The following is a 19,925-nucleotide window of genomic DNA, read 5'->3' as shown; positions in this document are numbered from 1 at the left end:
CGAATGCCCGCAGAGGGAGGTGGTTCGCCATCGTTCCGCTCGGCTGGGGGTCCCCCCACCGCAGGCAGGGGGAGGGGGGCGCACCCGCGCACGGCGACGGCGGGCACCACCGCGGCGGGCTGCCGCGATCAGGCGGAGGAGGAAGCGTGACGTACCCGTTCAGTGCCCTCGTGGGACAGGAAGAGCTGCGGCTCGCGCTCGTGCTCAACGCCGTCTCGCCCGCGGTGGGCGGCGTGCTGGTGCGCGGCGAGAAGGGCACCGCCAAGTCGACCGCGGTGCGGGCGATGACCGCGCTGCTGCCCGCCGTCCGCGTCGTCCCCGGCTGCCGGTTCTCGTGCGAGCCGGGGGCCGCCGATCCCGCGTGCCCGGACGGCCCGCATCCGGCGGGCGGGGCGGACGGCGGCGCCCTGGAGCGCCCGGCGCGGCTCGTGGAGCTGCCCGTCGGCGCGTCCGAGGACCGCCTCGTCGGCGCCCTCGACCTCGAACGCGCCCTCGCCGAGGGCGTGAAGGCCTTCGAGCCGGGCCTGCTCGCGGCCGCGCACCGCGGCATCCTCTACGTCGACGAGGTCAACCTGCTGCACGACCACCTGGTCGACCTGCTGCTGGACGCCGCCGCGATGGGCGCGAGCCACGTGGAGCGCGAGGGCGTGTCGGTCACGCACGCCGCCCGCTTCATGCTCGTCGGCACGATGAACCCCGAAGAGGGCGAGCTGCGCCCGCAGTTGCTGGACCGCTTCGGGCTGACCGTCGAGGTCGCGGCGTCCCGCGACACCGACGAGCGCGTGGAGGTCGTCCGGCGGCGGCTGGCGTACGACGCCGACCCGGCCGGTTTCGCGGGCAGTTGGGCGGCGCATGAGCGGGAGGTCCGCGAACGCATCGCGGCCGCACGGGCGTTGCTGCCCGAGGTGCGGCTCGGGGATTCCGCGCTGCGGCAGATCGCGGCGACCTGCGCGGCCTTCGAGGTCGACGGCATGCGCGCGGACATCGTGATGGCCCGCACCGCCACCGCGCTGGCCGCGTGGGCGGGGCGCACGGTCGTGCTCGCCGAGGACATCCGGCAGGCCGCGCTGCTCGCGCTGCCGCACCGGCGCCGCCGCAACCCCTTCGACGCGCCGGGCCTCGACGAGGACACCCTCGACGAGGCGCTCGCCCAGGCCGCGGCGCAGTCCGAGCCCGATCCGGACGCGGCCCCCGAGGACGACCCGGACAGCGACCCGGACCCGGACCCCGACCCCGACGGCGGCGGCAGCGGCCCCGGCGGAGGCGGCAGCCGCCCCCCGCAGCCCGCGGACGGCCCGCAGGACGCCGCCGGATCCCCGGCGGGGGACACTCCCGACGCTCCCGGCGGCGGCACCCCCGACGCCGGGAGCGGTCCCGCCCCCGGCGCCCCCCGCGAGCAGCCCGCGGCGGCCGCCGCCACGCCCTTCAGGGTGCGGCCGATGGCCGTGCCCGGCCTCGGCGAGGGCGCGGCCGGGCGCCGCTCCCGCGCCCGTACCGCGCACGGCCGTACGACCGGCGCGCGGCGCCCGCACGGCGCCCTGGGCACGCTGCACCTGGCCGCGACCGTGCGGGCCGCGGCCCCCCACCAGCGGGCGCGCGGGCGCAGCGGTCCCGGGATCGTCGTACGCGCGGACGACCTGCGCGAGGCCGTCCGCGAGGGCCGGGAGGGCAATCTCGTGCTCTTCGCCGTCGACGCGTCCGGCTCGATGGCGGCCCGGCAGCGGATGTCGGCGGTCAAGGGCGCGGTGCTGTCGCTGCTGCTGGACGCCTACCAGCGGCGCGACAAGGTCGGCCTGGTCACCTTCCGCGGCAGGGACGCCGAGCTGGCGCTGCCGCCGACGTCGTCGGTCGACGCGGGCGCCGCGCGGCTGGAGCGGCTGCCCACCGGCGGCCGCACCCCGCTCGCCGCGGGCCTGCTGAAGGCGCACGACGTGCTGCGCATCGAGCGGCTTCGCGACCCGGCGCGGCGCGCACTGCTCGTCGTCGTGACCGACGGGCGGGCCACCGGCGGCCCGGAGCCGCTCGCGTACGCCGCACGCGCCGCCCGGCTGCTGGCGGCGACGGGTACGGCCGCGGTCGTCGTGGACTGCGAGTCGGGGCCGGTACGCCTCGGGCTCGCGGGCACCCTCGCCGCCGACCTCGGCGGGGTCGCGGTCACGCTCGACGAGCTGCGGGCCGACACGGTGTCGGCCCTGGTCAAGGACTTCCGGAGGGCCGCGTAATGCCGCAGGGACAGCCCGCTTCCGTACCCGACGACGGCCTGACGACGCGGCAGCGCCGCAACCGGCCGCTGACGATCGTGCACACCGGCGCGGGCAAGGGGAAATCGACGGCCGCCTTCGGGCTCGCGCTGCGGGCGTGGAATCAGGGCTGGCCGGTGGGGGTCTTCCAGTTCGTCAAGTCCGCGAAGTGGCGGGTCGGCGAGGAACGCGCGCTGCGCGTGCTGGGTGCCTCCGGCGAGGGCGGCACGGTGGCCTGGCACAAGATGGGCGAGGGCTGGTCGTGGGTGCAGCGCGACCTGGGTGACAGCGAGGAGGCCGCGCGGGAGGGCTGGGAGCAGGTCAAGCGCGACCTGGTGGCGCAGACGTACCGGCTGTACGTGCTGGACGAGTTCGCGTACCCGATGGCGTGGGGCTGGGTCGACACCGCCGAGGTCGTGGCGGTGCTGCGGGAGCGGCCCGGGACCCAGCACGTCGTCGTCACCGGGCGGAACGCGCCCGCCGAGCTGGTGGCCGCCGCCGACCTCGTCACCGACATGACCAAGGTCAAGCACCCCATGGACGCGGGTCAGAAGGGCCAGAGGGGCATCGAGTGGTAGCCCGCCTCGTCATCGCGGCGCCCGCGTCCGGCTCCGGCAAGACCACGGTCGCGACGGGCCTGATGGCCGCGTACGCGGGAGCGGGTCACACCGTCTCCCCGCACAAGGTCGGCCCCGACTACATCGACCCCGGCTACCACGCGCTCGCCGCCGGGCGCCCCGGCCGCAACCTCGACCCCTTCCTGTGCGGCGAGCACCGCGTCGCCCCGCTCTTCCGGCACGCCGCCGAGGGCTGCGACCTCGCGGTCGTCGAGGGCGTCATGGGCCTGTTCGACGGCGCCGCGGGCCGCGGGGAGCTGGGCTCCACCGCGCAGGTCGCGACGCTGCTGCGGGCGCCGGTCGTGCTCGTCGTCGACGCCTCGGCCCAGGCGCGGTCGGTGGCCGCGCTCGTGCACGGCTTCACGACGTTCGACCCGCGGGTGCGGGTGGGGGCGGTGGTCCTCAACAAGGTGGCCTCGCCGCGGCACGAGCGGATGCTCCGGGAGGCGCTGGAGGAAGCGGGCGTCCCGTGCGCGGGCGCGCTGCCGCGCGAGGCCGAACTCGCGGTGCCGTCCCGCCATCTGGGCCTCGTGCCCGCCGCCGAGCGCGCGGCGGGGGCGCGCGCCTTCGTCCGCGCGGCGGGGGCGCGGGTGGGCGAGTTCTGCGACCTCGCCATGCTGCTGGCGCTGGCGCGCTCGGCCCCGCCGCTGGCGGCCGAGCCGTGGGAGGCGGCGGCGGAGGTCTCCCTCCCCCAGAACCGGGGCTCCGCCCCGGACCCCGCTCCTCAATCGCCGGAGGGGCTGGATTTTCCCCGCCCCGTCGTCGCCGTTGCCCGCGGGGCCGCCTTCAGCTTCTCCTACGCCGAGCAGGCCGAACTGCTGCGCGCCGCGGGCGCGGACGTCGTCTCCCTCGACCCGCTCACCGACGAGCGCCTCCCCGAGGGCACCCGCGGCCTCGTCCTCGGCGGCGGCTTCCCGGAGATGTACGCGGCGGAGCTCTCCGCCAACTCCCCCCTCCGCGACGAGATCACCCGCTTCCGCGGCCCCGTCGCCGCGGAGTGCGCGGGCCTGCTCTACCTCGCCCGCGACCTCGACGGCCACCCCATGTGCGGCCGCCTGCCCGCCTCCGCCGCGATGACCGGCAAGCTCACGCTGGGCTACCGCGAGGCCGTCGCGCTCGACGGTGGCGGTGGCGGTGGCGGTGGCGGTGGCGGTGGCGGTGGCGGTGGCGGTGGCGGTGGCGGTGGCAGCGTGCTCGCCGCGGCCGGCACGCGTGTGCGCGGGCACGAGTTCCACCGCACGGCGGTGACCCCGGCGGCGGGCGCCTCCCCCGCATGGGGCTTCACGCACCCCGAGCGCCGCACCGAGGGCTTCGTGGACGGCGCCGTGCACGCCTCCTACCTGCATCTGCACTGGGCCGGCGAGCCGTCGCTCGCGACCCGTTTCGTCGAGAGGTGTGCCGCATGGACGTGAAGCGTCTGACCGGCGTCGGGGTCGGCCCCGGCGATCCCGAGCTGGTCACGGTCAAGGGCGTGGCCGCGCTGCGTGCCGCGGGCGCGGTGGTGGTGCCGGTGATGGACACCGGCGAGACCGGCCGCGCCGAGGCGACGGTGCTGCACTACGTGGAGCCGGCGCGCGTCGTACGCGTCGTCTTCGCGCTGAACGAGCGCGCCGACCGGGCCCGCCGGGAGGCCGCGTGGGACGCGGCGGGCGCGCGGGTCGCGGACCTGCTCCGCGACCACGGCACGGTGGCCTTCGCGACGATCGGCGACCCCAACGTCTACTCGACCTTCACCTACCTCGCCCAGACCGTCGCGGACCTCGTCCCGGGCCTGGCGGTCGCGACCGTCCCCGGCATCACGGCCATGCAGGACCTCGCCGCGCGCAGCGGCGCGGTCCTCGCCGAGGGCACGGAGCCGCTGACGCTCGTCCCGGTGACGGCGGGCGCCGCCGTGCTGAAGGCCGCGCTGGAGGGCCCGGGCACGGTGGTGGCCTACAAGTTCGGCCGCCTGGCCGCCGAGGTCGCGGCGGCCCTCGCCGCCACCGGCCGCACCGCCGACGCGGTGTGGGGCAGTGCCCTGGGCCTGCCGGACGAGTCCGTCCGCCCCGCGGCGGAGCTGACCGGCGGCGGCCCGCTGCCGTACCTGTCGACCCTGATCGCCCCCGCGCGGCGGGACGGACGAGGAGGAAAGCTGTGAACGGGCATGCGCTCATGGCAGGCGTGGGGCCGCGGCCCGTGGCAGGCGCCGCGGCGCCGCGCGGCGCCGAGCCGGTCCGCACGGCGGCCGCCCCGCCGCCCACCGCAGGAACGGCGAGCTCGCCGCCGGCGGCCGGACCGCGCGCGGACGCCACCCGCGTCCTGCTCCCCAGGAAACTCACGCGCGCACCGCGACGCCCGACCGGCGAACCGGCCCGAACCACGCTCGGACCACGCGCGCACGCCACCGCGGCAGCCCCGACCACCGGGCCGCCCGCCACCCGCGTCACGGCCACCACGAGCCCCACGCGCGCACCGCGACGCCCGACCGGCGAGCCGACTCCGGCCGCGGCCGGACCACGCGCGCACACCACCACGGCGGGCGCAGCCGCCGGGCAGCACAACGCGTACTGCGCGTTCGCCCCGCCGCACCGAACGGCCGAGCCGGCCGTGGCAGCAGCCGGACCGCGCACCGTCGCACCCGCGACGCGCGCCGCGTGCGCTTCGGCCCGCCGGAGCGGGGGCGTCCGATGAGCGGCAAGGTCACCTTCGTCGGGGCCGGGCCCGGGGCCGCCGATCTGCTCACCTTCCGCGCCGCGAAGGCCATCGCCGAGGCGGACGTCGTCATCTGGGCGGCGAGCCTCGTGCAGGAGGCGGTGCTGGAGCACGCCCGGGAGGGGGCGGAGATCCTGGACTCCGCGGGGATGTCGCTGGAGGACGTCGTCGCCGTCTACGAGCGCGTCGCCCGCGAGGGGCTGCGCTGCGCGCGCGTCCACTCCGGCGACCCCGCGCTGTGGGGCGGCACGCAGGAGCAGGCGGACCGCTGCGCGGAACTGGGCGTCGAGGTGGAGATCGTGCCGGGGGTGTCGTCCTTCTCGGCGGTCGCGGCGCGCGCCGGGCGGGAGTTGACGATCCCGCGGGTCGCGCAGTCCGTCGTGCTCACCCGGCTGGGCGGCGGCAAGACGCCGATGCCGCCGGGCGAGGAGGTCCGGGAGTTCGCGCGGCACGGCACGACGATGGCGGTCTTCCTGTCCGCCGCCCGCAGCGGCCAGCTCGCGGCGGAGCTGCTGGAGGGCGGCTACCCGACGGACACGCCGGTCATCGTCGCGCACCAGGTGACCTGGCCGGAGGAACTGCTGCTGCACTGCACGGTGGGCACGCTGGAGGAGACGGTCAAGGCGCACCGCCTCTGGAAGCACACCCTCTTCCTCGTCGGCCCCGCCCTCGCGGCCTCCGGCACCCGCTCCCACCTTTACCACCCGGGCCACTTCCACGGCTTCCGCCGCGCGGACCCGGCCGCCCGCCGCGACCTGCGGGCACCCCGTGACTGAGCCCGCGCCCGCGCGGCCGGTCAGCGCGGTGTCCGAGACCGGCGTGCATACGGCCACGGGCAGCGGCGCAGACGGCACCACACGCAGCGGCACAGGCGACGGCACGGCCGACGGCACAGACGGCACCACGCCCAGCAGCACACCCAGCGGCACAGGCGACGGCGGCGGCACAGGCGCGCCGCCCCCCGCGCGGGGCACACCGCCCTCCCCGCCCAGGTCCCCCGCCGGCAGCGGGGACGACCCGCGCGGCCCGCGCCCCGCGCCCGGTCCCCGCGCGGACGGGGACGGCCGCGCGGCCGCGCCGCGGCCTGCGCCGGGCCCCGGCGGCGTACCCGGGATCGTCACCGTCGTCGGTGCCGGTACGGGCGGCGGCGCGCCCGTCGTCGCGGGGGACGCCGAGCTGGTCGTCGGCGCCGCACGGCACCTGGCGGCCGCCGAACTGCCCGCCGGGGCACGGCGGGTGGTGCTGGGGGCGCTCGCGCCCGCGCTGGACGTCGTCGGGGAGTACGCCGCCGCCGGGCGGCGGGTCGTGGTGCTGGCGTCCGGGGACCCGGGGCACTTCGGGATCGTGCGGGCGCTGGGCGAGCGGTTCGGGGCGGGCGCGCTCGACGTGCGGCCGTCCGTGCCGTCCGTCGCCGCCGCCTTCGCCCGGGTCGGGCTGAGCTGGGACGACGCGGTCGTGGTGAGCGCGCACGGGCGGGCACTGCGGACCGCGGTCCACGTGTGCCTCGCGCACCGCAAGGCCGCGGTGCTGACCGGCCCCGGCGCCGGGCCCGCGGAAATCGGCGCCGCGCTCGCCCGCGCCGGTGCGGACCGGCGGCTCGTCGTGGCCTCACGGCTGGGCTCGGACGGCGAGTCGGTCGTGGCCGTCTCCCCTCGGGAGGCCGCGGAGCGGGAGTGGGGCGGGGCCGTGAGCGTCGTGCTGAGCCTGCGTCCGGGGCTGCCGGTCGGGCCCGCCGTGACCGTCGCGGGTCCGCCGCCCGCGCCTGCGGGCTGGGCTCTGCCCGAGGAGGCGTTCGCCCACCGGGACTCGATGATCAGCAAGTTCGAGGTGCGGGCGCTCGCCCTCGCCCGGCTCGGGCCGCGCACCGGCGAGCTGGTGTGGGACGTCGGCGCCGGGTCCGGCTCGGTGGCCGTGGAGTGCGCGCGGTTCGGGGCGGCGGTCGTCGCCGTCGACAGGAGCGCGGACGCGGTCGCCCGGGTACGGGCCAACGCCGCCGCGCACGGCGTGGACGTGGCGGCCGTGCTCGGCAGCGCACCCGCCGCGCTCGGCGAACTGCCCGACCCCGACGCGGTGTTCGTCGGCGGCGGCGGGGAGGATGTCGGCGCCGTGGTCGCCGCGTGTGCCGCGCGGACGCGGCGGGCGGTCGTGGTGACGCTCGCGGCGGTCGACCGGGTCGCGGAGGTACGGGCCGCGCTCGGCGCGGAAGGCTTCGCGGTGGACGGGGTGCTGCTCCAGTCCTCGCGGCTCGCGCCGCTGCCCGGCGGGGTCGCGCGGCTCGCCGCGGCCAACCCCGTGTTCGTGCTGTGGGCCGAACGGCGGCCCGGCGCCCTTGACGACGAAGAGGAAGGAGCACCCGCGTGATCGGCCTCATCCACGCCACCGCGGCGGGAAGGACCGGCTGCGAGCGGCTCGCCGCCGCCTGGCCCGGCCGCACCCGCCGCTACGACGACGGTCCGGTGGGCGAGCGGCTCGCGGCGGCGTTCACGGAGTGCGACGCGCTCGTGGTCTTCCTCGCCACGGGGGCGGCCGTACGGGTGCTCGCGCCGCTGCTGACGTCCAAGTCCGGGGATCCGGCGGTCGTGACGGTGGACGAGGCGCACCGGCACGCCGTCGCCCTCCTCGGCGGCCACGCGGCCGGGGCGAACGCGCTCGCCGCGGAGGTCTGCGACGTGCTCGGGTCCGTCCCCGTCGTGACCACCGCGACGGACGTGACTGGCACGCCGGCCCTCGACGCCCTCCCCTACCCGGTGGAGGGCGCGATCCCCGCGGTGACCCGCGCCCTGCTGGACGGCACTCCCGTCCACCTCCTGAGCCCCGTCACCTGGCCGCTGCCGGCCCTGCCCCTCCTCCCCCGGCCGGACGGCGCGCAGGCCGTCGCCCCGCACCCCACCGCGCCCACCCGGCGCGATCCGGCAACCCCTCCCGCCGCGGCGCCGGATACCGGTGAGCTCCAGCCGGCTCCCGCGCCCACCCCGCCCGGCCCGGGAGGTCCTCCCGCAGCAACGGCGGGCACCCGGACGGCGCAGACCGGCGGTGCCCGACGCACCCCGGCCGAGGGCGGTTCGGCACCGCCGGACACCGCTCGTTCGCTTCCCGCCTCCGCGGCGGAAAAGTGTGCCGGGGAGAGCCCGGGCCGCGGTGGCGGATACGTGGTGGAGGTCACCGACGAGCTGCGGGCCCCCGCCGAGCGGGCCGTGTACGTCAGGCCGCCGTCGCTCGTGGTCGGGGTCGGGGGGTCGCGCGGGGTCACCGCCGAGGAGGTGGCCGGGCTCGTCGAGAGGACCCTTGAGGGGGCCGGGCTCGCACGGAGAAGTGTGTGGGCGTTCGCGACCGTGGAGGCCAAGAAGGACGAGGCAGGGATCGTCGAGGCCGCCGCCGGATTCGGGGTGCCGCTGCTGACGTTCGCGGCGGCGGACCTCGCCGGGGTCGAGGTCCCGAACCCCTCCGACGCGCCGCTCGCCGCCGTGGGGACGCCCTCCGTGGCGGAGGCGGCGGCGCTGCTCGCCGCCGGGCCCGGGGGCGGACTCGCCGTCGAGAAGCGGAAGTCGGCGATGGCCACCGCCGCGGTCGCCCGGCGCAGGCCGCGCGGGCGGCTGGCGGTGGTGGGGCTCGGGCCCGGGGCCCGGGACCTGCTCACCCCGCGGGCGGCGGCGGAGCTGCGGCGCGCCTCGGTGGTCGTGGGGCTGGACCAGTACGTCGAGCAGGTCCGCGACCTGCTGCGGCCGGGCACCCGGGTGCTGGAGTCGGGGCTGGGCGCGGAGGAGGCCCGGGCCCGTACCGCCGTGGCGGAGGCCCGCGCGGGGCACGCGGTCGCGCTGATCGGCAGCGGCGACGCGGGCGTGTACGCGATGGCCTCGCCCGCGCTCGCGGAGGCCGCGGACGACATCGACGTGGTGGGCGTCCCCGGCGTGACCGCGGCGCTCGCGGCCGCGGCCCTGCTGGGGGCTCCGCTCGGGCACGACCACGTGTCGATCAGCCTGTCGGACCTGCACACCCCGTGGGGGGTGATCGAGCGCCGGGTGCGGGCGGCCGCGGAGTCCGATCTCGTCGTGACGTTCTACAACCCGCGCAGCCGCGGCCGCGACTGGCAGCTCCCGAAGGCGCTGGCGCTGCTGGCGAAGCACCGCGCGCCGCACACCCCGGTGGGGGTCGTGCGGTCCGCCTCCCGGCCGGGCGAGAAGGTGACGGTCACGACGCTGGGCGGCCTCGACCCGGCGACGGTCGACATGATGACCGTCGTGACGGTCGGCAACACCGCCTCCCGTGTCGTCGCGGGCCGCATGGTGACCCCGCGCGGCTACCGCTGGCAGTCCCCGCCGCCGCCCCGCCCGTCCGCCCCGCCGCGGCCCGCGGTGCCGCCCCGCCCTGCCGTACCGCCCGTACCGTCGCGCCCGGCGGGCGAACCCGGGGGCCCCGCGCGGCGGACCGTGCACCCCATCGAGCAGGAGTCGTACCGCATCCTGCGCGCCCGGCTGGACACCTCCGCCCTGCCGCCGCTGAGCCGCGCGGTCGTGGAGCGTGTGGTGCACGCCAGCGCGGACCTCGGGTACGCCGAGGAGCTGGTCATGGACGAGGCGCAGCTCGCCGCGGCGTACGCGGCGCTGCACGCCGGGGCCCCGGTCGTCGCGGACGTCGAGATGGTCGCCGCCGGGATCACCGGGCGCCGGGTGGTGTGCCGTCTCAAGGACGCCGCCGCCGGGCCCGGCGGCCTGACGCGCAGCGCGCACGCGGTGCGGCTGGCGTACGCGGAGGTCGGGCCGGGCGCGGTGTGGGTGGTGGGGTGCGCCCCGACCGCCCTGGAGGAGCTGCTCGCGCTGGACGCGGCGCCCGCGCTGGTGATCGGCCTGCCGGTCGGCTTCGTGGGCGCCGCGGAGAGCAAGGAGCACCTGCGGGCCTCGGGCCTGCCCGCGATCAGCAACGTCTCGGAGAAGGGCGGTTCCGCGGTGGCCGCCGCCGCGCTCAACGCACTGCTCTACACCCCCTTTCGCACCACCGAGGAGAACACCCAGTGACGTCCGCCCCGCCCCCCGCCCTGCTCCTCGTCGGCCACGGCACGCGCGACGCCGCGGGCGCGCGGGCCTTCCGTTCCTTCACCGAGGCGCTGCGCGCCGCGCATCCGGACCTGCCGGTCGGCGGCGGCTTCATCGAGCTGTCCCCGCCGCCGCTCGCCGACAGCGTCGCGGCCCTGGTCGCCGCGGGGGTACGGGACTTCGCCGCGGTGCCGCTGGTGCTGGTGTCGGCGGGCCACGCCAAGGGCGACATCCCGGCGGCGCTGGCCCGCGAGAAACTGCGGCACCCGGGGACGTCGTTCGCGTACGGCCGCCCGCTGGGCCCGCACCCGGGGCTGCTCGCGGTGCTGGAGCGGCGGGTGGACGAGGTGCTGGCGGCCACGGCCACCGAGCGGGCCGCGGCCACGGTGCTGCTCGTCGGGCGCGGCTCGACCGACCCGGACGCGAACGCCGAGGTCTTCAAGGCGGCCCGGCTGCTGTGGGAGGGCCGCGGCTACGCGGGCGTGGAGACGGCGTTCGTGTCGCTCGCGGAGCCCTCGGTCGCCGCGGGCCTCGGGCGCTGCGCGCGGCTGGGCGCGCGGACGGTCGTGGTGCTGCCGTACTTCCTGTTCGCGGGCGTGCTGCCGGACCGGGTGCGCGCGCAGGCCGCCGAATGGGCCGCGGCGAACGGCGCCGTGGACGTGCGGTGCGCGGACGTCATCGGGCCCGAGCCCGAGCTGGCGGCGCTGGTGGCGGAGCGCTACCGGGAGGCGGTCGCGGGCGATCTGCGGATGAACTGCGACTCCTGCGTCTACCGGATCGCGATGCCCGGCTTCGAGGACCGCGTGGGCCGCCCGCAGCAGCCGCACCACCACCCGGACGACCCGTCACACACGCACGGGCACGGGCATGCACACTCCCACTGAGGGCGGCGCGGACGCGTACGACCTGGGCCACCACGGCGACCGCGAGACGGCCGAGGGCCTGGTCGACCTTGCCGTCAACGTCCGCACGGGCACGCCCCCGCCGTGGCTGGCCGAGCGGATCGCGGGCTCCCTCGCGGCTCTGGCGAGCTACCCGGACGGGCGGGCCGCACGGGCTGCGGTCGCGGCACGGCACGGCCGGGCCGACGCCCGGGAGGTACTGCTGACGGCGGGCGCGGCGGAGGCGTTCGTGCTGCTCGCGCGGGCGCTGCGGCCGCGCTGCGCGGCGGTGGTGCACCCGCAGTTCACCGAGCCGGAGGCGGCGCTGCGGGCCGCGGGCCACCCGGTGCACCGGGTGCTGCTGGCGGCGGCGGACGGCTTCCGGCTGGACCCGGCGGCGGTGCCGGAGCAGGCGGACCTGGTGGTGGTCGGCAACCCGACCAACCCCACGTCCGTGCTCCATCCGGCCGCGGCCTTGCGGCAGTTGGCGCGTCCTGGCCGGACGCTGGTGGTGGACGAGGCGTTCATGGACGCGGTGCCGGGCGAGCCCGAGTCGCTCGCGGCGGCGCGGGACGTGCCGGGGCTGCTGGTGCTGCGCAGTCTGACCAAGACCTGGGGACTGGCGGGCCTGCGGATCGGCTACGTGCTGGGCGGCCGGGAGCCGCTCGCGGCGCTGGAGCGGGCCCAGCCGCTGTGGGCGGTGTCGGCCCCGGCCCTCGCGGCGGCGCAGGCGTGCATGGAGCCCGCGGCACTCGCCGAGGCGGAGGCGGCGGCGGTGCGGACGGCGGCGGACCGCGCGCATCTGCTGGACCTGCTGGCGGAGGTGCCCGGCGTGGCGGTTGCGGGCGCCGCGCCCGCCGCGCCCTTCGTGCTGCTGCGGCTGCCGGACGCGGCGGCGGTGCGGGAGCGGCTGCGGGCGGGCGGCTGGGCGGTGCGCAGGGGCGACACCTTCCCGGGTCTCGGCCCGCAGTGGCTGCGGGTCGCGGTGCGGGACCGGGCGACGTCCGGGGCCTTCGCCGCGGCGCTCACGGCGGCGCTGCGGGCCTGACGGCCGTACGGTCAGTTCGCCAGGCCCAGCGCCGTCAGGTCGGGCGCCCCGAAGACCTCGTGCTCGTAGACGTTGGTGAGCCGGCTGCTGCGGAAGACCAGGTGCCGCCCGTGGACGAGGGGGACGAGCGCGGCGTCCGCCATGACCTTCTCGTCGGCCTCCCGCCAGGCCGCGGTGGACTTTTCCGGGCCGTCGGCGCTCTCGCCCTGGGAGAGGACGAGGTCCAGGCCGGGGTCGTTCACACCGGCGTAGTTGGTGGGGCTGCCGGGGGCGACGAGGGTGCGCAGGAAGCCGCCGCCGTTGGGCCAGTCGGCGGCCCAGGAGCTCATGACCATGCCCCAGCCGTTCTGCTTGACCTTGGCGGGCGAGGCGAGGTCGGTGTAGAGCTCGGTGATGGGGACCTGCTTGATGGTGACGGCGATCCCGGCGTTCCTCAGCGACTGCTGGACCGCCGTCATGGCCGCGAGCGTCTTCGCGTTGTTGGCGGCGCCGACGATCGTGGTGCTGAAGCCGCCGGACCTGCCGCACACCGCGAGCTGCTCGCGCGCCTTGGCCGTGTCGTTCTTGCCGGTGCTGTCGCCGTACGGGTGGGCGTCGGGGTCGAAGCCGTCCACGGTGGGCGGCAGCATCGTGGTGGCGATGTCGCCCGCGCTGTCGCCGCCCAGGGCGGTGCGGACGGACACCCGGTCGACGGCGTACTGCACCGCCGCCCGGCACGGCTGCTTGTCGAAGGGCGCGACGGACGTCTGCAGGCTGATGTAGCGGGTGCTGCTGTTGTAGGCGAGGTCGGTCTGCGCGTGCAGGGTGTCGTCGGCCGTGACCCTGGCCCGGTTGGCGTCCGACAGCGCCTGGGACTGGAGGTCGACGTCGGCCTGGCCGGACAGCAGCGCGTTTTCGACGGCGTCCTGCGAGGAGTACACGGTGAGGTCGATCGTGTCGGGCAGGGCGGAGCGGATGGGGTCGGTGGACTGGTCCCACTCGGTGTTGCGGACCATGTGCAGCGACTTGTCCGCCGTGTAGCTCTCGACCTTGTAAGGCCCGCTGGAGAGCGGCTTGTTGCGGTAGGCGGTGCCGTTCCCGATGTCGACCTTGCTCGGAACGGGCGCGCCCATCGGCATCGCCAGCACGTACGGGAAGTCCGCGAAGGGCTTGGCGAGGGTGAAGACGACGGTCCTGTCGTCAGGGGTGGCGACCGACCTCAGGCCGAGCCGGCGGGAGTCGGTGTCCTTGTACGGGCCGGGGTAGTTCTGGCCCTCGTCGAGGAGTTCGACGAAGTTCGCGGGTCCCGCGATGAACGCGTCGCGGTCGAAGGTGCGCTCGATGCCGTACTTGATGTCCTGGGACGTGATGGCGCTGCCGTCCTCGTACCTCAGGCCGGCCTTGAGGTGGAACGTCCAGGTCTTGCCGCCGTTGGTGACGTCGCCGGTGGTGGTGGCCAGGTCGGGCACGAGCTTGCGCCCGGCGGGGCCGGGGTCGGGGGCGTAGTCGACGAGCTTGCGCTCGAAGAGGCGCTGGAGGTTCCACGACGGCTGGGTGTAGACGACGGCCGGGTCGAGCAGCCCGTCCTCGGGGTAGGCGGCGGCGAGCCGCAGGGTGCCGCCCTTCCGGTCGGAGGCGTTGACGACGCCGTCGAGACCGCCGTTGTAGCCGGAGCCGGCCTTGCCGCCGTGCCGTTCGAGGTTGGCGGGCTGGGCGGTGGCGGTCGGGCGGTGGGTGGACGGGGTGGGGGCCGGCGGGTTGGCCTTGTCGTGGTGATTGCCGAGCGGACCGTACAGGAGCGTGACGGTCACGCCGACGGCGGCCACGGCCACCGCCGCGACGGCCGTCATCCAGCGCCGCCGGGCGCGCCGCGCCGGGTCGAACTCCCCCGAGTTGCCCGGCCCGTTGAAGGGCGGCGGGGTGGACGGCTGGTACGGCGGCGGGAGCGGCACCTGCGGGCGCGGCGCGTACGCCGGGTGCTCGGCGGGGGTGGGCGGCGGCGGGGTGCTCGGGCCGGGGACGGGGGCGGCGCCGAATCCGCCGGTGGCGGGCGGCGGCGTCGAGGGCGGCGGGGTGGACGGCGGGGTGCCGGAACCGCCGGCGGACGCACCGGAGTCGGCCGCGCCGGAGGCGTCGTCCGCAGGCCCGTAGGGGGACTTGGCGGCCGTGAGCGGGGTGGTCGCCGTGTCGAGGGAGGGCGGGATCGCGGGACCGGCGAGGAGCGCCGCGTGGCCGGAGGAGACCAGCCAGGCGCGCAGCCGGTCGCGGAAGACCTGGGCGTCGCCGTGCCGGCCGGCGGGGTTCTTGGCGAGGGCGGTGAGCACGAGCGCGTCCAGCTCCGGCGGCACCCGGGGGTTGCGCGACGAGGGCGCGGGCGGCGCGTTGTGGACGTGCCAGTACATCAGGTTGATCGGGTTGCCGTCGGTGAACGGCGGCTTGCCGGTGAGGAGTTCGGTGAGCACGCAGCCGACCGCGTAGACGTCGCTGCGGGCGTCTACCTCGGCGCCGTTGATCTGCTCGGGCGACATGTAGCTCGGGGTGCCGATCGCCGAGCCCGTCGTGGTGAGCCGGGAGTCGGTGTCCAGCACGCGGGCGATGCCGAAGTCCGCGACCTTGACGACGCCTTCGGGCGTGACCATCACGTTCGCGGGCTTCACGTCGCGGTGGACGGTGCCGTGGCTGTGCGCGTGCGCGAGGGCGTCGAGGATGTCGCAGGCGACGCGCACGGCCCGCTCGGGCGGGAAGAACACCCGGCGGCGCAGGAGTTGGGAGAGCGTGCCGCCGGGCACGAACTCCATGACGAGGTAGGGCACGACCTCGTCGCCGTCGCGTATCTCGTCCTGGTCGTGGACGGTCACGATGCCCGGGTGGTTGAGCGACCCCGCGGCCTGCGCCTCACGCGCGAACCGCCGGCGCGCGTCGGGGTTGTCGGCCAGGTCCGGCAGCAGCGTCTTGACCGCGACGGTCCGGCCCATCCGGGTGTCCTGGGCTCGGTGGACGCGGGCCATGCCTCCCGAGCCGAGCAGCTCGGCCAGCTGGTAGCGCCCCGCGAAAAGCCCGTCAGTCATTCCCGCCCCGTCCGCCTCTGCATTTCGGCGCCCGCCGTGTCCGCCGCCCCACGGCAACCGGCCGTCCGCGGCGCCGGGTTGTGCAAGACGTACGCCGACCTGCCCCGGCCGTGGACGGCTTCCGGCCGCCCGCACAGCCTACGGGGCGGCGCCGGTGGTCCGGCGCCGCCCCCGGGGCTTTCGTTCCCCCGTTGTGACCTTGCTATCGCAGTGCGGTGACGTGGGGCCCGCGCGTCAGTCCTGCGGGTCCGCCGCGCCGGTGCCCCGGCGGCGGCGGGCGGTCAGCAGGAAGGCGCCCGCGCCCGCGGCGAGCAGGGCCACGGCACCGCCCGCCATGTAGGGGGTGCTGGAACTCGCCCCGGTCTCCGCCAGGTTGCCGGTGCCGGGGCCGGTCTGGACGACCGCACCGGAGGTGCCCGAGGTGCCGGCCGAGCCTGAGGCACCGGTGGAGGTGCCGGACGTGGAGCCGCCGGTGCCGGAGGTGCCGCTCGTGGTGCTCCCGGAGGTGCCGGAGGTGGCGCCTGAGGTGGTTCCCGACGCGGTCCCGGTGGTGGTGCCGTTCGTGCTGCCGGTGGTGGTGCTCCCGGACGTGCCGGTGGTGGAACCGGTGGTGGAGCCCGCCGTCGTGCCGGACGTCGTACCGGAGGTGGTGCCCGCCGTCGAGCCGGAGGTCGTACCCGACGTGGAACCGGACGTGGAACCGGACGTCGAGCCGCCGGTGGAGGTGCCGCCGGGGTGCGGGGCGGTGCAGGTGGCCTGCGCGAGCGTGATGTCGCCGCTGACCTCGGCGACGCCCAGGCTCAGCGGGTCGAGGTGGATCGCGAGCCGCAGCGCGGTCGCAGCCGCGGTGGTGGACGTGGTCGTGGTCTGCGTCAGGTTCAGGCTGACGTGGCCGACGCCGGGCACGGTCAGCTCGGTCGTGCCGACCGCGCTGAGGTCGATCCGCCGCCCGAGCACGGTGAGGCCCGCGAGTTCGGAGTGCGCGGTGGGCCTGCGGCCCGCCTCGCAGGTCGCGGTCGAGGTGATGGCGTCGGCCTTGACCAGCGCCAGCAGCGGCAGGCCGGGGACGTGCACCTGGGCGTGCGCCACGTCGGCGTAGCCCTCGGCCTTGCGGGCGTCGGCGGTGGCCTTCGACGTCGCGACGTCGGCCCGCAGGATGCTGATGCCGCGCCCGTTCTCCACGCCCTTGCCGACCGTGACGGTCAGCGCGGTCTTCGCGGCGTCGGCGGGTGCGTGCACGTCGTTGAGCGCGACGTCGACCGGCACGTCGACCGCCTTGCCGAGCAGCGACACGTCCAGGCCCGCGCGCAGCACGGCGGCGGTGGACGCGCCGCCGTGCGTGTCGCCGGCCGGGGCCGCCTGCGCGCCGGGAGCCAGAGCCGCGGCGCCCGCGGCGAGGGCGACGGCGGCTCCGACGGCGGCGGCGCGGCGGCGGACGGGCAGCGGGAAGGTGTTGGTGGTGCGGTACATCGGTGTGGGACCCCCACGGGAGACATCGGTGAACATCGGACTCCCCCCGGCCGTACGCGAGTTGGGGACAGCGGGCCGGGGCTTGCCGGGTAATGTTTACGCACTGAGGGTGAATGCACGGCTACGCGATGCCAGTTCACCCAAAAGGGTGGTTTCCGGTGGGATCCCCGGCGAGCGGGGCAGGACGGCGCGGACGTACCGCCGGTAAGCGCCCATGCCCCGCCGCATCCACCGTGACGTGGGGCCCGTCCCGCCGGGTGCGGCCCGTGCCGGTGTCCGAACACGCCGAAGCGCGCGCCCGCGCGTGCGCGGCGCTCGCGTACGGTGGGGAGGAGGTGGTCCCGAAGTCCTGCGTGCAGGGCGGGTGTTCAGCACCCCGCATACGCAGGGCAGGCGTTCGACGCCCGCCTGCCCGACGGATGTTCGGCACCCAGCTGACCCTGGGCGAGCGCGCCCGGCAGATCCCGGCGTTCGACGCCCCCATGACCGACGGATGTTCGGCACCCAGCCTGCCCGGCAGGTGTGTCAGCACCCCGCCTGCGGAGGCCCGTCCACCGGGCGCGTGTTCAGCACCCGGGCGCCGGACGCCCGCCCGCCCCGCGGGCGTTCAGCCCACCACGGCGCCCCGCAGGATGACGCGGTGCGGTGCCGCCAGCACCCGGACGTCCGCGCGCGGGTCGGCCTCGTAGACGACCAGGTCCGCCGGGGCGCCCTCCTCCAGACCCGGGCGGCCGAGCCACTCCCGCGCCTGCCAGGTCGTCGCCGACAGCGCCGCCGTCACCGGCAGACCCGCCGTGACCAGTTCCTCGACCTCGGCCGCGATGAGGCCGTGCGGCAGGCTGCTGCCCGCGTCCGTACCGGCGTAGACGGCGATCCCGGCGTCGTACGCGTTGCGCACGGTCTCGTGGCGGCACGCGTGCAGGCGGCGCATGTGGTCCGCCCAGCGGGGGTATTTGGCCTCGCCGCTCGCCGCGAGGTGCGGGAAGGTCGCGATGTTGACGAGCGTGGGCACGATGGCCACGCCGTGCGCGACGAGCAGCGGAATCGTCTCGTCGGTGAGGCCCGTGGCGTGTTCGACGCAGTCGATGCCCGCCGTGACGACGTCGTGCAGCGTGTCCTCGGCGAAGCAGTGCGCGGTGACCCGCGCGCCCTCCTCGTGGGCGGCGGCGATCGCCTCGTCCAGCGCGTCCTTCGGCCAGCACGGCGTGAGGTCGCCGACCTCGCGCTCGATCCAGTCGCCGACGAGCTTGACCCAGCCGTCGCCGCGCCGCGCCTCCTGCCGCACGTACGCGGCCAGGTCGCCGGGCTCGATCTCGTGGGCGAAGTTGCGGATGTAGCGGCGGGCGCGGGCGATGTGCCGCCCGGCTCGGATGATGCGCGGCAGGTCGTCGCGGTCGTCGACCCACCGGGTGTCGCTGGGCGACCCGGCGTCGCGCAGCAGCAGGGCACCCGCGTCCCGGTCGGCGAGCGCCTGCTTCTCGGAGCGGTCGTCCGGCACCGCCCCGAAGTGGTCGAGGCCGACATGGCAGTGCGCGTCGACGAGGCCGGGCAGCGCCCAGCCGCGTACGGTCACGGACTCGGCGGCGGGCCGGTCGTACGTGATCCGGCCGTCGACCACCCACAGTTCGTCGGTCACGTCGTCGGGCCCGGTCAGGATCCGGCCCGTGATGTGCAGCACCTCACCCATGGGGGCACTGTACGGGTCCGGTGCCCGTCCTCACGCGGCGGGCAGCCGGCTGAAGGCGGCGCGGTAGTCGCTGGGGGTCAGGCCGACGCGGCGGGTGAGGTGCTGGCGCAGCGAGTCCGCGGTGCCCAGGCCGCTGGCGCGGGCGACCTGGTCGACCGGCAGGGTGGTGGTCTCCAGCAGCTCGCGGGCCCGCTGGATGCGCTGGTGCAGCAGCCACTGGAGCGGGCTGACGCTGGTCTCGGCGCGGAAGCGGCGGTTGAGGGTGCGGACGCTGACGGCGGCGTGCCGGGCGAGGTCGGTGAGGGTGAGCGGCTGGTCGAGCCGGGTCATGGCCCAGGCGCGGGTGTCGGCGAAGGACGTGCCGGTCACGGCGGGCAGCGGCGTCTCGGTGAACTGCGCCTGCCCGCCGCACCGCACGGGCGCCACGAGGGCGTGCCGGGCGACGGCGTTGGCGACGGCGGCCCCGTAGTCGGTGCGGACGATGTGCAGGCACAGGTCGATACCGGCGGCGTAGCCGGAGGAGGTGAGCATCGGGCCGTCCTGCACGAAGAGCACGTCGGGCTGGACGTCCACGGTCGGGTAGCGCTCGCCGAACTCCTCGGTGAGCATCCAGTACGTGGTCGCGCGCCGCCCGTCGAGCAGGCCCGCCTCGGCGAGCAGGAAGGCGCCCGAGCAGATCGAGGCGATCCGGGCACCGGCCGCGGCGGCGCGCCGCACCGCGGCGAGGATGCGCGGGTCGGGCTCCTCGCGCGAGCCGGTGCCGGGGACGATGAGGGTGTCGGCGCCGTCCACGGCGTCCAGCCCGCTGCGGATGACCACCTCGGCGGGCCCGTTGGTCCGGACAGGCCCGGGGTCGGGGGTGCACAGCTCCACCTCGTAGCCGGGCGCGCCGTCCACCTCGACGCGGGCGAAGAGCATGTCGGGGACGGCGAGGTTGAACATCGAGACGGGCTCCGCGGCGATCACCACGACCCGCCGCGGGCGCGGCGACGGCATCCCCTGCATGGCCAGAACCTCCGGTCCTTTGGCATTCTGGCCACTACTGTACGCCGGGCCCCGCGGGGAGGCTGGTGACCATGTCACCGGATCAGACCTCGCGTTCGGCCCGCGTCCCGTCCCCCGCCGCGGCGGTGCGCAGCCCCGTCGCGGAGCGGAGCCCGTCCGCCCGGCAGCCCGCGCCGCCAGCGTTCCCCGCGCCGCCCGCCCCCTCCGCC

The 19,925-nt window shown here is 76.9% G+C and carries 13 protein-coding genes and 1 pseudogene; 10 read left to right on the top strand and 4 right to left on the bottom strand.

Going from position 1 to position 19,925, the window contains the following annotated elements:
• The first annotated feature begins 146 nt into the window (after positions 1-146).
• The 10 genes and pseudogenes from IH54_RS0130280 to cobC all read left to right on the top strand — a co-directional run bounded on the left by IH54_RS0130280 (position 147) and on the right by cobC (position 12,507).
• Complete coding sequence (locus IH54_RS0130280; RefSeq protein WP_031522941.1) at positions 147-2,222, top strand: putative cobaltochelatase; 2,076 nt, start codon at positions 147-149, stop codon at positions 2,220-2,222.
• A complete protein-coding gene (gene cobO / locus IH54_RS0130275; protein WP_031522939.1) occupies positions 2,222-2,818 on the top strand; it encodes a cob(I)yrinic acid a,c-diamide adenosyltransferase in 597 nt (198 codons plus the stop codon). The genes IH54_RS0130280 and cobO overlap by 1 nt, the downstream gene beginning before the upstream one ends.
• Positions 2,812-4,269, top strand: a complete 1,458-nt coding sequence (locus tag IH54_RS0130270; RefSeq protein ID WP_031522936.1) for a cobyrinate a,c-diamide synthase — start codon at positions 2,812-2,814, stop codon at positions 4,267-4,269. Before cobO ends, IH54_RS0130270 begins: the two co-directional genes overlap by 7 nt.
• Positions 4,260-4,994 (top strand): precorrin-2 C(20)-methyltransferase, encoded by a 735-nt coding sequence (cobI, locus tag IH54_RS0130265; protein ID WP_031522934.1) that lies wholly within the window; start codon positions 4,260-4,262, stop codon positions 4,992-4,994. Before IH54_RS0130270 ends, cobI begins: the two co-directional genes overlap by 10 nt.
• A 529-nt stretch (positions 4,995-5,523) precedes the next feature.
• On the top strand, positions 5,524-6,324 hold the full coding sequence (cobM, locus tag IH54_RS0130255) for a precorrin-4 C(11)-methyltransferase (protein WP_031522929.1): 801 nt from the start codon (positions 5,524-5,526) through the stop codon (positions 6,322-6,324).
• A gap of 337 nt (positions 6,325-6,661) precedes the next feature.
• Positions 6,662-7,909, top strand: coding sequence for a bifunctional cobalt-precorrin-7 (C(5))-methyltransferase/cobalt-precorrin-6B (C(15))-methyltransferase (locus IH54_RS0130250; RefSeq protein ID WP_031522926.1), 1,248 nt, complete (start codon positions 6,662-6,664; stop codon positions 7,907-7,909).
• Positions 7,906-9,837: pseudogene (gene cobJ, locus IH54_RS47215) on the top strand (precorrin-3B C(17)-methyltransferase); the annotation flags it as partial. The gene IH54_RS0130250 and the pseudogene cobJ, both read left to right, overlap by 4 nt.
• A gap of 138 nt (positions 9,838-9,975) precedes the next feature.
• Positions 9,976-10,560: a precorrin-8X methylmutase gene (locus IH54_RS47210; protein ID WP_234344039.1), complete on the top strand. Its 585-nt coding sequence runs from the start codon at positions 9,976-9,978 to the stop codon at positions 10,558-10,560.
• Positions 10,557-11,462 (top strand): sirohydrochlorin chelatase, encoded by a 906-nt coding sequence (locus tag IH54_RS0130240; protein WP_031522921.1) that lies wholly within the window; start codon positions 10,557-10,559, stop codon positions 11,460-11,462. The genes IH54_RS47210 and IH54_RS0130240 overlap by 4 nt, the downstream gene beginning before the upstream one ends.
• Positions 11,446-12,507, top strand: a complete 1,062-nt coding sequence (cobC, locus tag IH54_RS0130235) for an Rv2231c family pyridoxal phosphate-dependent protein CobC (RefSeq protein WP_031522920.1) — start codon at positions 11,446-11,448, stop codon at positions 12,505-12,507. Before IH54_RS0130240 ends, cobC begins: the two co-directional genes overlap by 17 nt.
• An 11-nt stretch (positions 12,508-12,518) precedes the next feature.
• Here cobC and IH54_RS43750 read toward each other — a convergent pair whose 3' ends face one another.
• The 4 genes from IH54_RS43750 to IH54_RS0130215 all read right to left on the bottom strand — a co-directional run bounded on the left by IH54_RS43750 (position 12,519) and on the right by IH54_RS0130215 (position 19,707).
• A complete protein-coding gene (locus IH54_RS43750; RefSeq protein ID WP_078862642.1) occupies positions 12,519-15,554 on the bottom strand; it encodes an ABC transporter substrate-binding protein in 3,036 nt (1,011 codons plus the stop codon).
• 234 nt (positions 15,555-15,788) lie between these two features.
• Positions 15,789-17,060 (bottom strand): SCO1860 family LAETG-anchored protein, encoded by a 1,272-nt coding sequence (locus IH54_RS0130225; RefSeq protein WP_031522918.1) that lies wholly within the window; start codon positions 17,058-17,060, stop codon positions 15,789-15,791.
• A gap of 571 nt (positions 17,061-17,631) precedes the next feature.
• Complete coding sequence (locus tag IH54_RS0130220) at positions 17,632-18,711, bottom strand: amidohydrolase family protein (protein ID WP_031522916.1); 1,080 nt, start codon at positions 18,709-18,711, stop codon at positions 17,632-17,634.
• A gap of 30 nt (positions 18,712-18,741) precedes the next feature.
• A complete protein-coding gene (locus IH54_RS0130215; RefSeq protein ID WP_031522914.1) occupies positions 18,742-19,707 on the bottom strand; it encodes a GlxA family transcriptional regulator in 966 nt (321 codons plus the stop codon).
• Positions 19,708-19,925: the final 218 nt, after the last annotated feature.

Source organism: Streptomyces sp. NRRL F-5123 (genome assembly GCF_000721495.1).
In the GTDB taxonomy this organism is placed as follows: domain Bacteria; phylum Actinomycetota; class Actinomycetes; order Streptomycetales; family Streptomycetaceae; genus Actinacidiphila.
The sequence above is the reverse complement of the archived record's forward strand: the minus strand, read 5'-3'. Positions and strand labels throughout refer to the sequence as shown.

What these genes read in the sequence shown, in the direction of transcription:
- IH54_RS0130225 (WP_031522918.1), bottom strand. Translation starts at nt 17,060, where the DNA reads ATGTTCACCGATGTCTCCCGTGGGGGTCCCACACCGATGTACCGCACC.
- IH54_RS0130215 (WP_031522914.1), bottom strand. Translation starts at nt 19,707, where the DNA reads ATGCCGTCGCCGCGCCCGCGGCGGGTCGTGGTGATCGCCGCGGAGCCC.
- cobC (WP_031522920.1), top strand. Translation starts at nt 11,446, where the DNA reads ATGCACACTCCCACTGAGGGCGGCGCGGACGCGTACGACCTGGGCCAC.
- cobI (WP_031522934.1), top strand. Translation starts at nt 4,260, where the DNA reads ATGGACGTGAAGCGTCTGACCGGCGTCGGGGTCGGCCCCGGCGATCCC.
- IH54_RS0130220 (WP_031522916.1), bottom strand. Translation starts at nt 18,711, where the DNA reads ATGGGTGAGGTGCTGCACATCACGGGCCGGATCCTGACCGGGCCCGAC.
- cobM (WP_031522929.1), top strand. Translation starts at nt 5,524, where the DNA reads ATGAGCGGCAAGGTCACCTTCGTCGGGGCCGGGCCCGGGGCCGCCGAT.
- IH54_RS43750 (WP_078862642.1), bottom strand. Translation starts at nt 15,554, where the DNA reads ATGACTGACGGGCTTTTCGCGGGGCGCTACCAGCTGGCCGAGCTGCTC.
- cobO (WP_031522939.1), top strand. Translation starts at nt 2,222, where the DNA reads ATGCCGCAGGGACAGCCCGCTTCCGTACCCGACGACGGCCTGACGACG.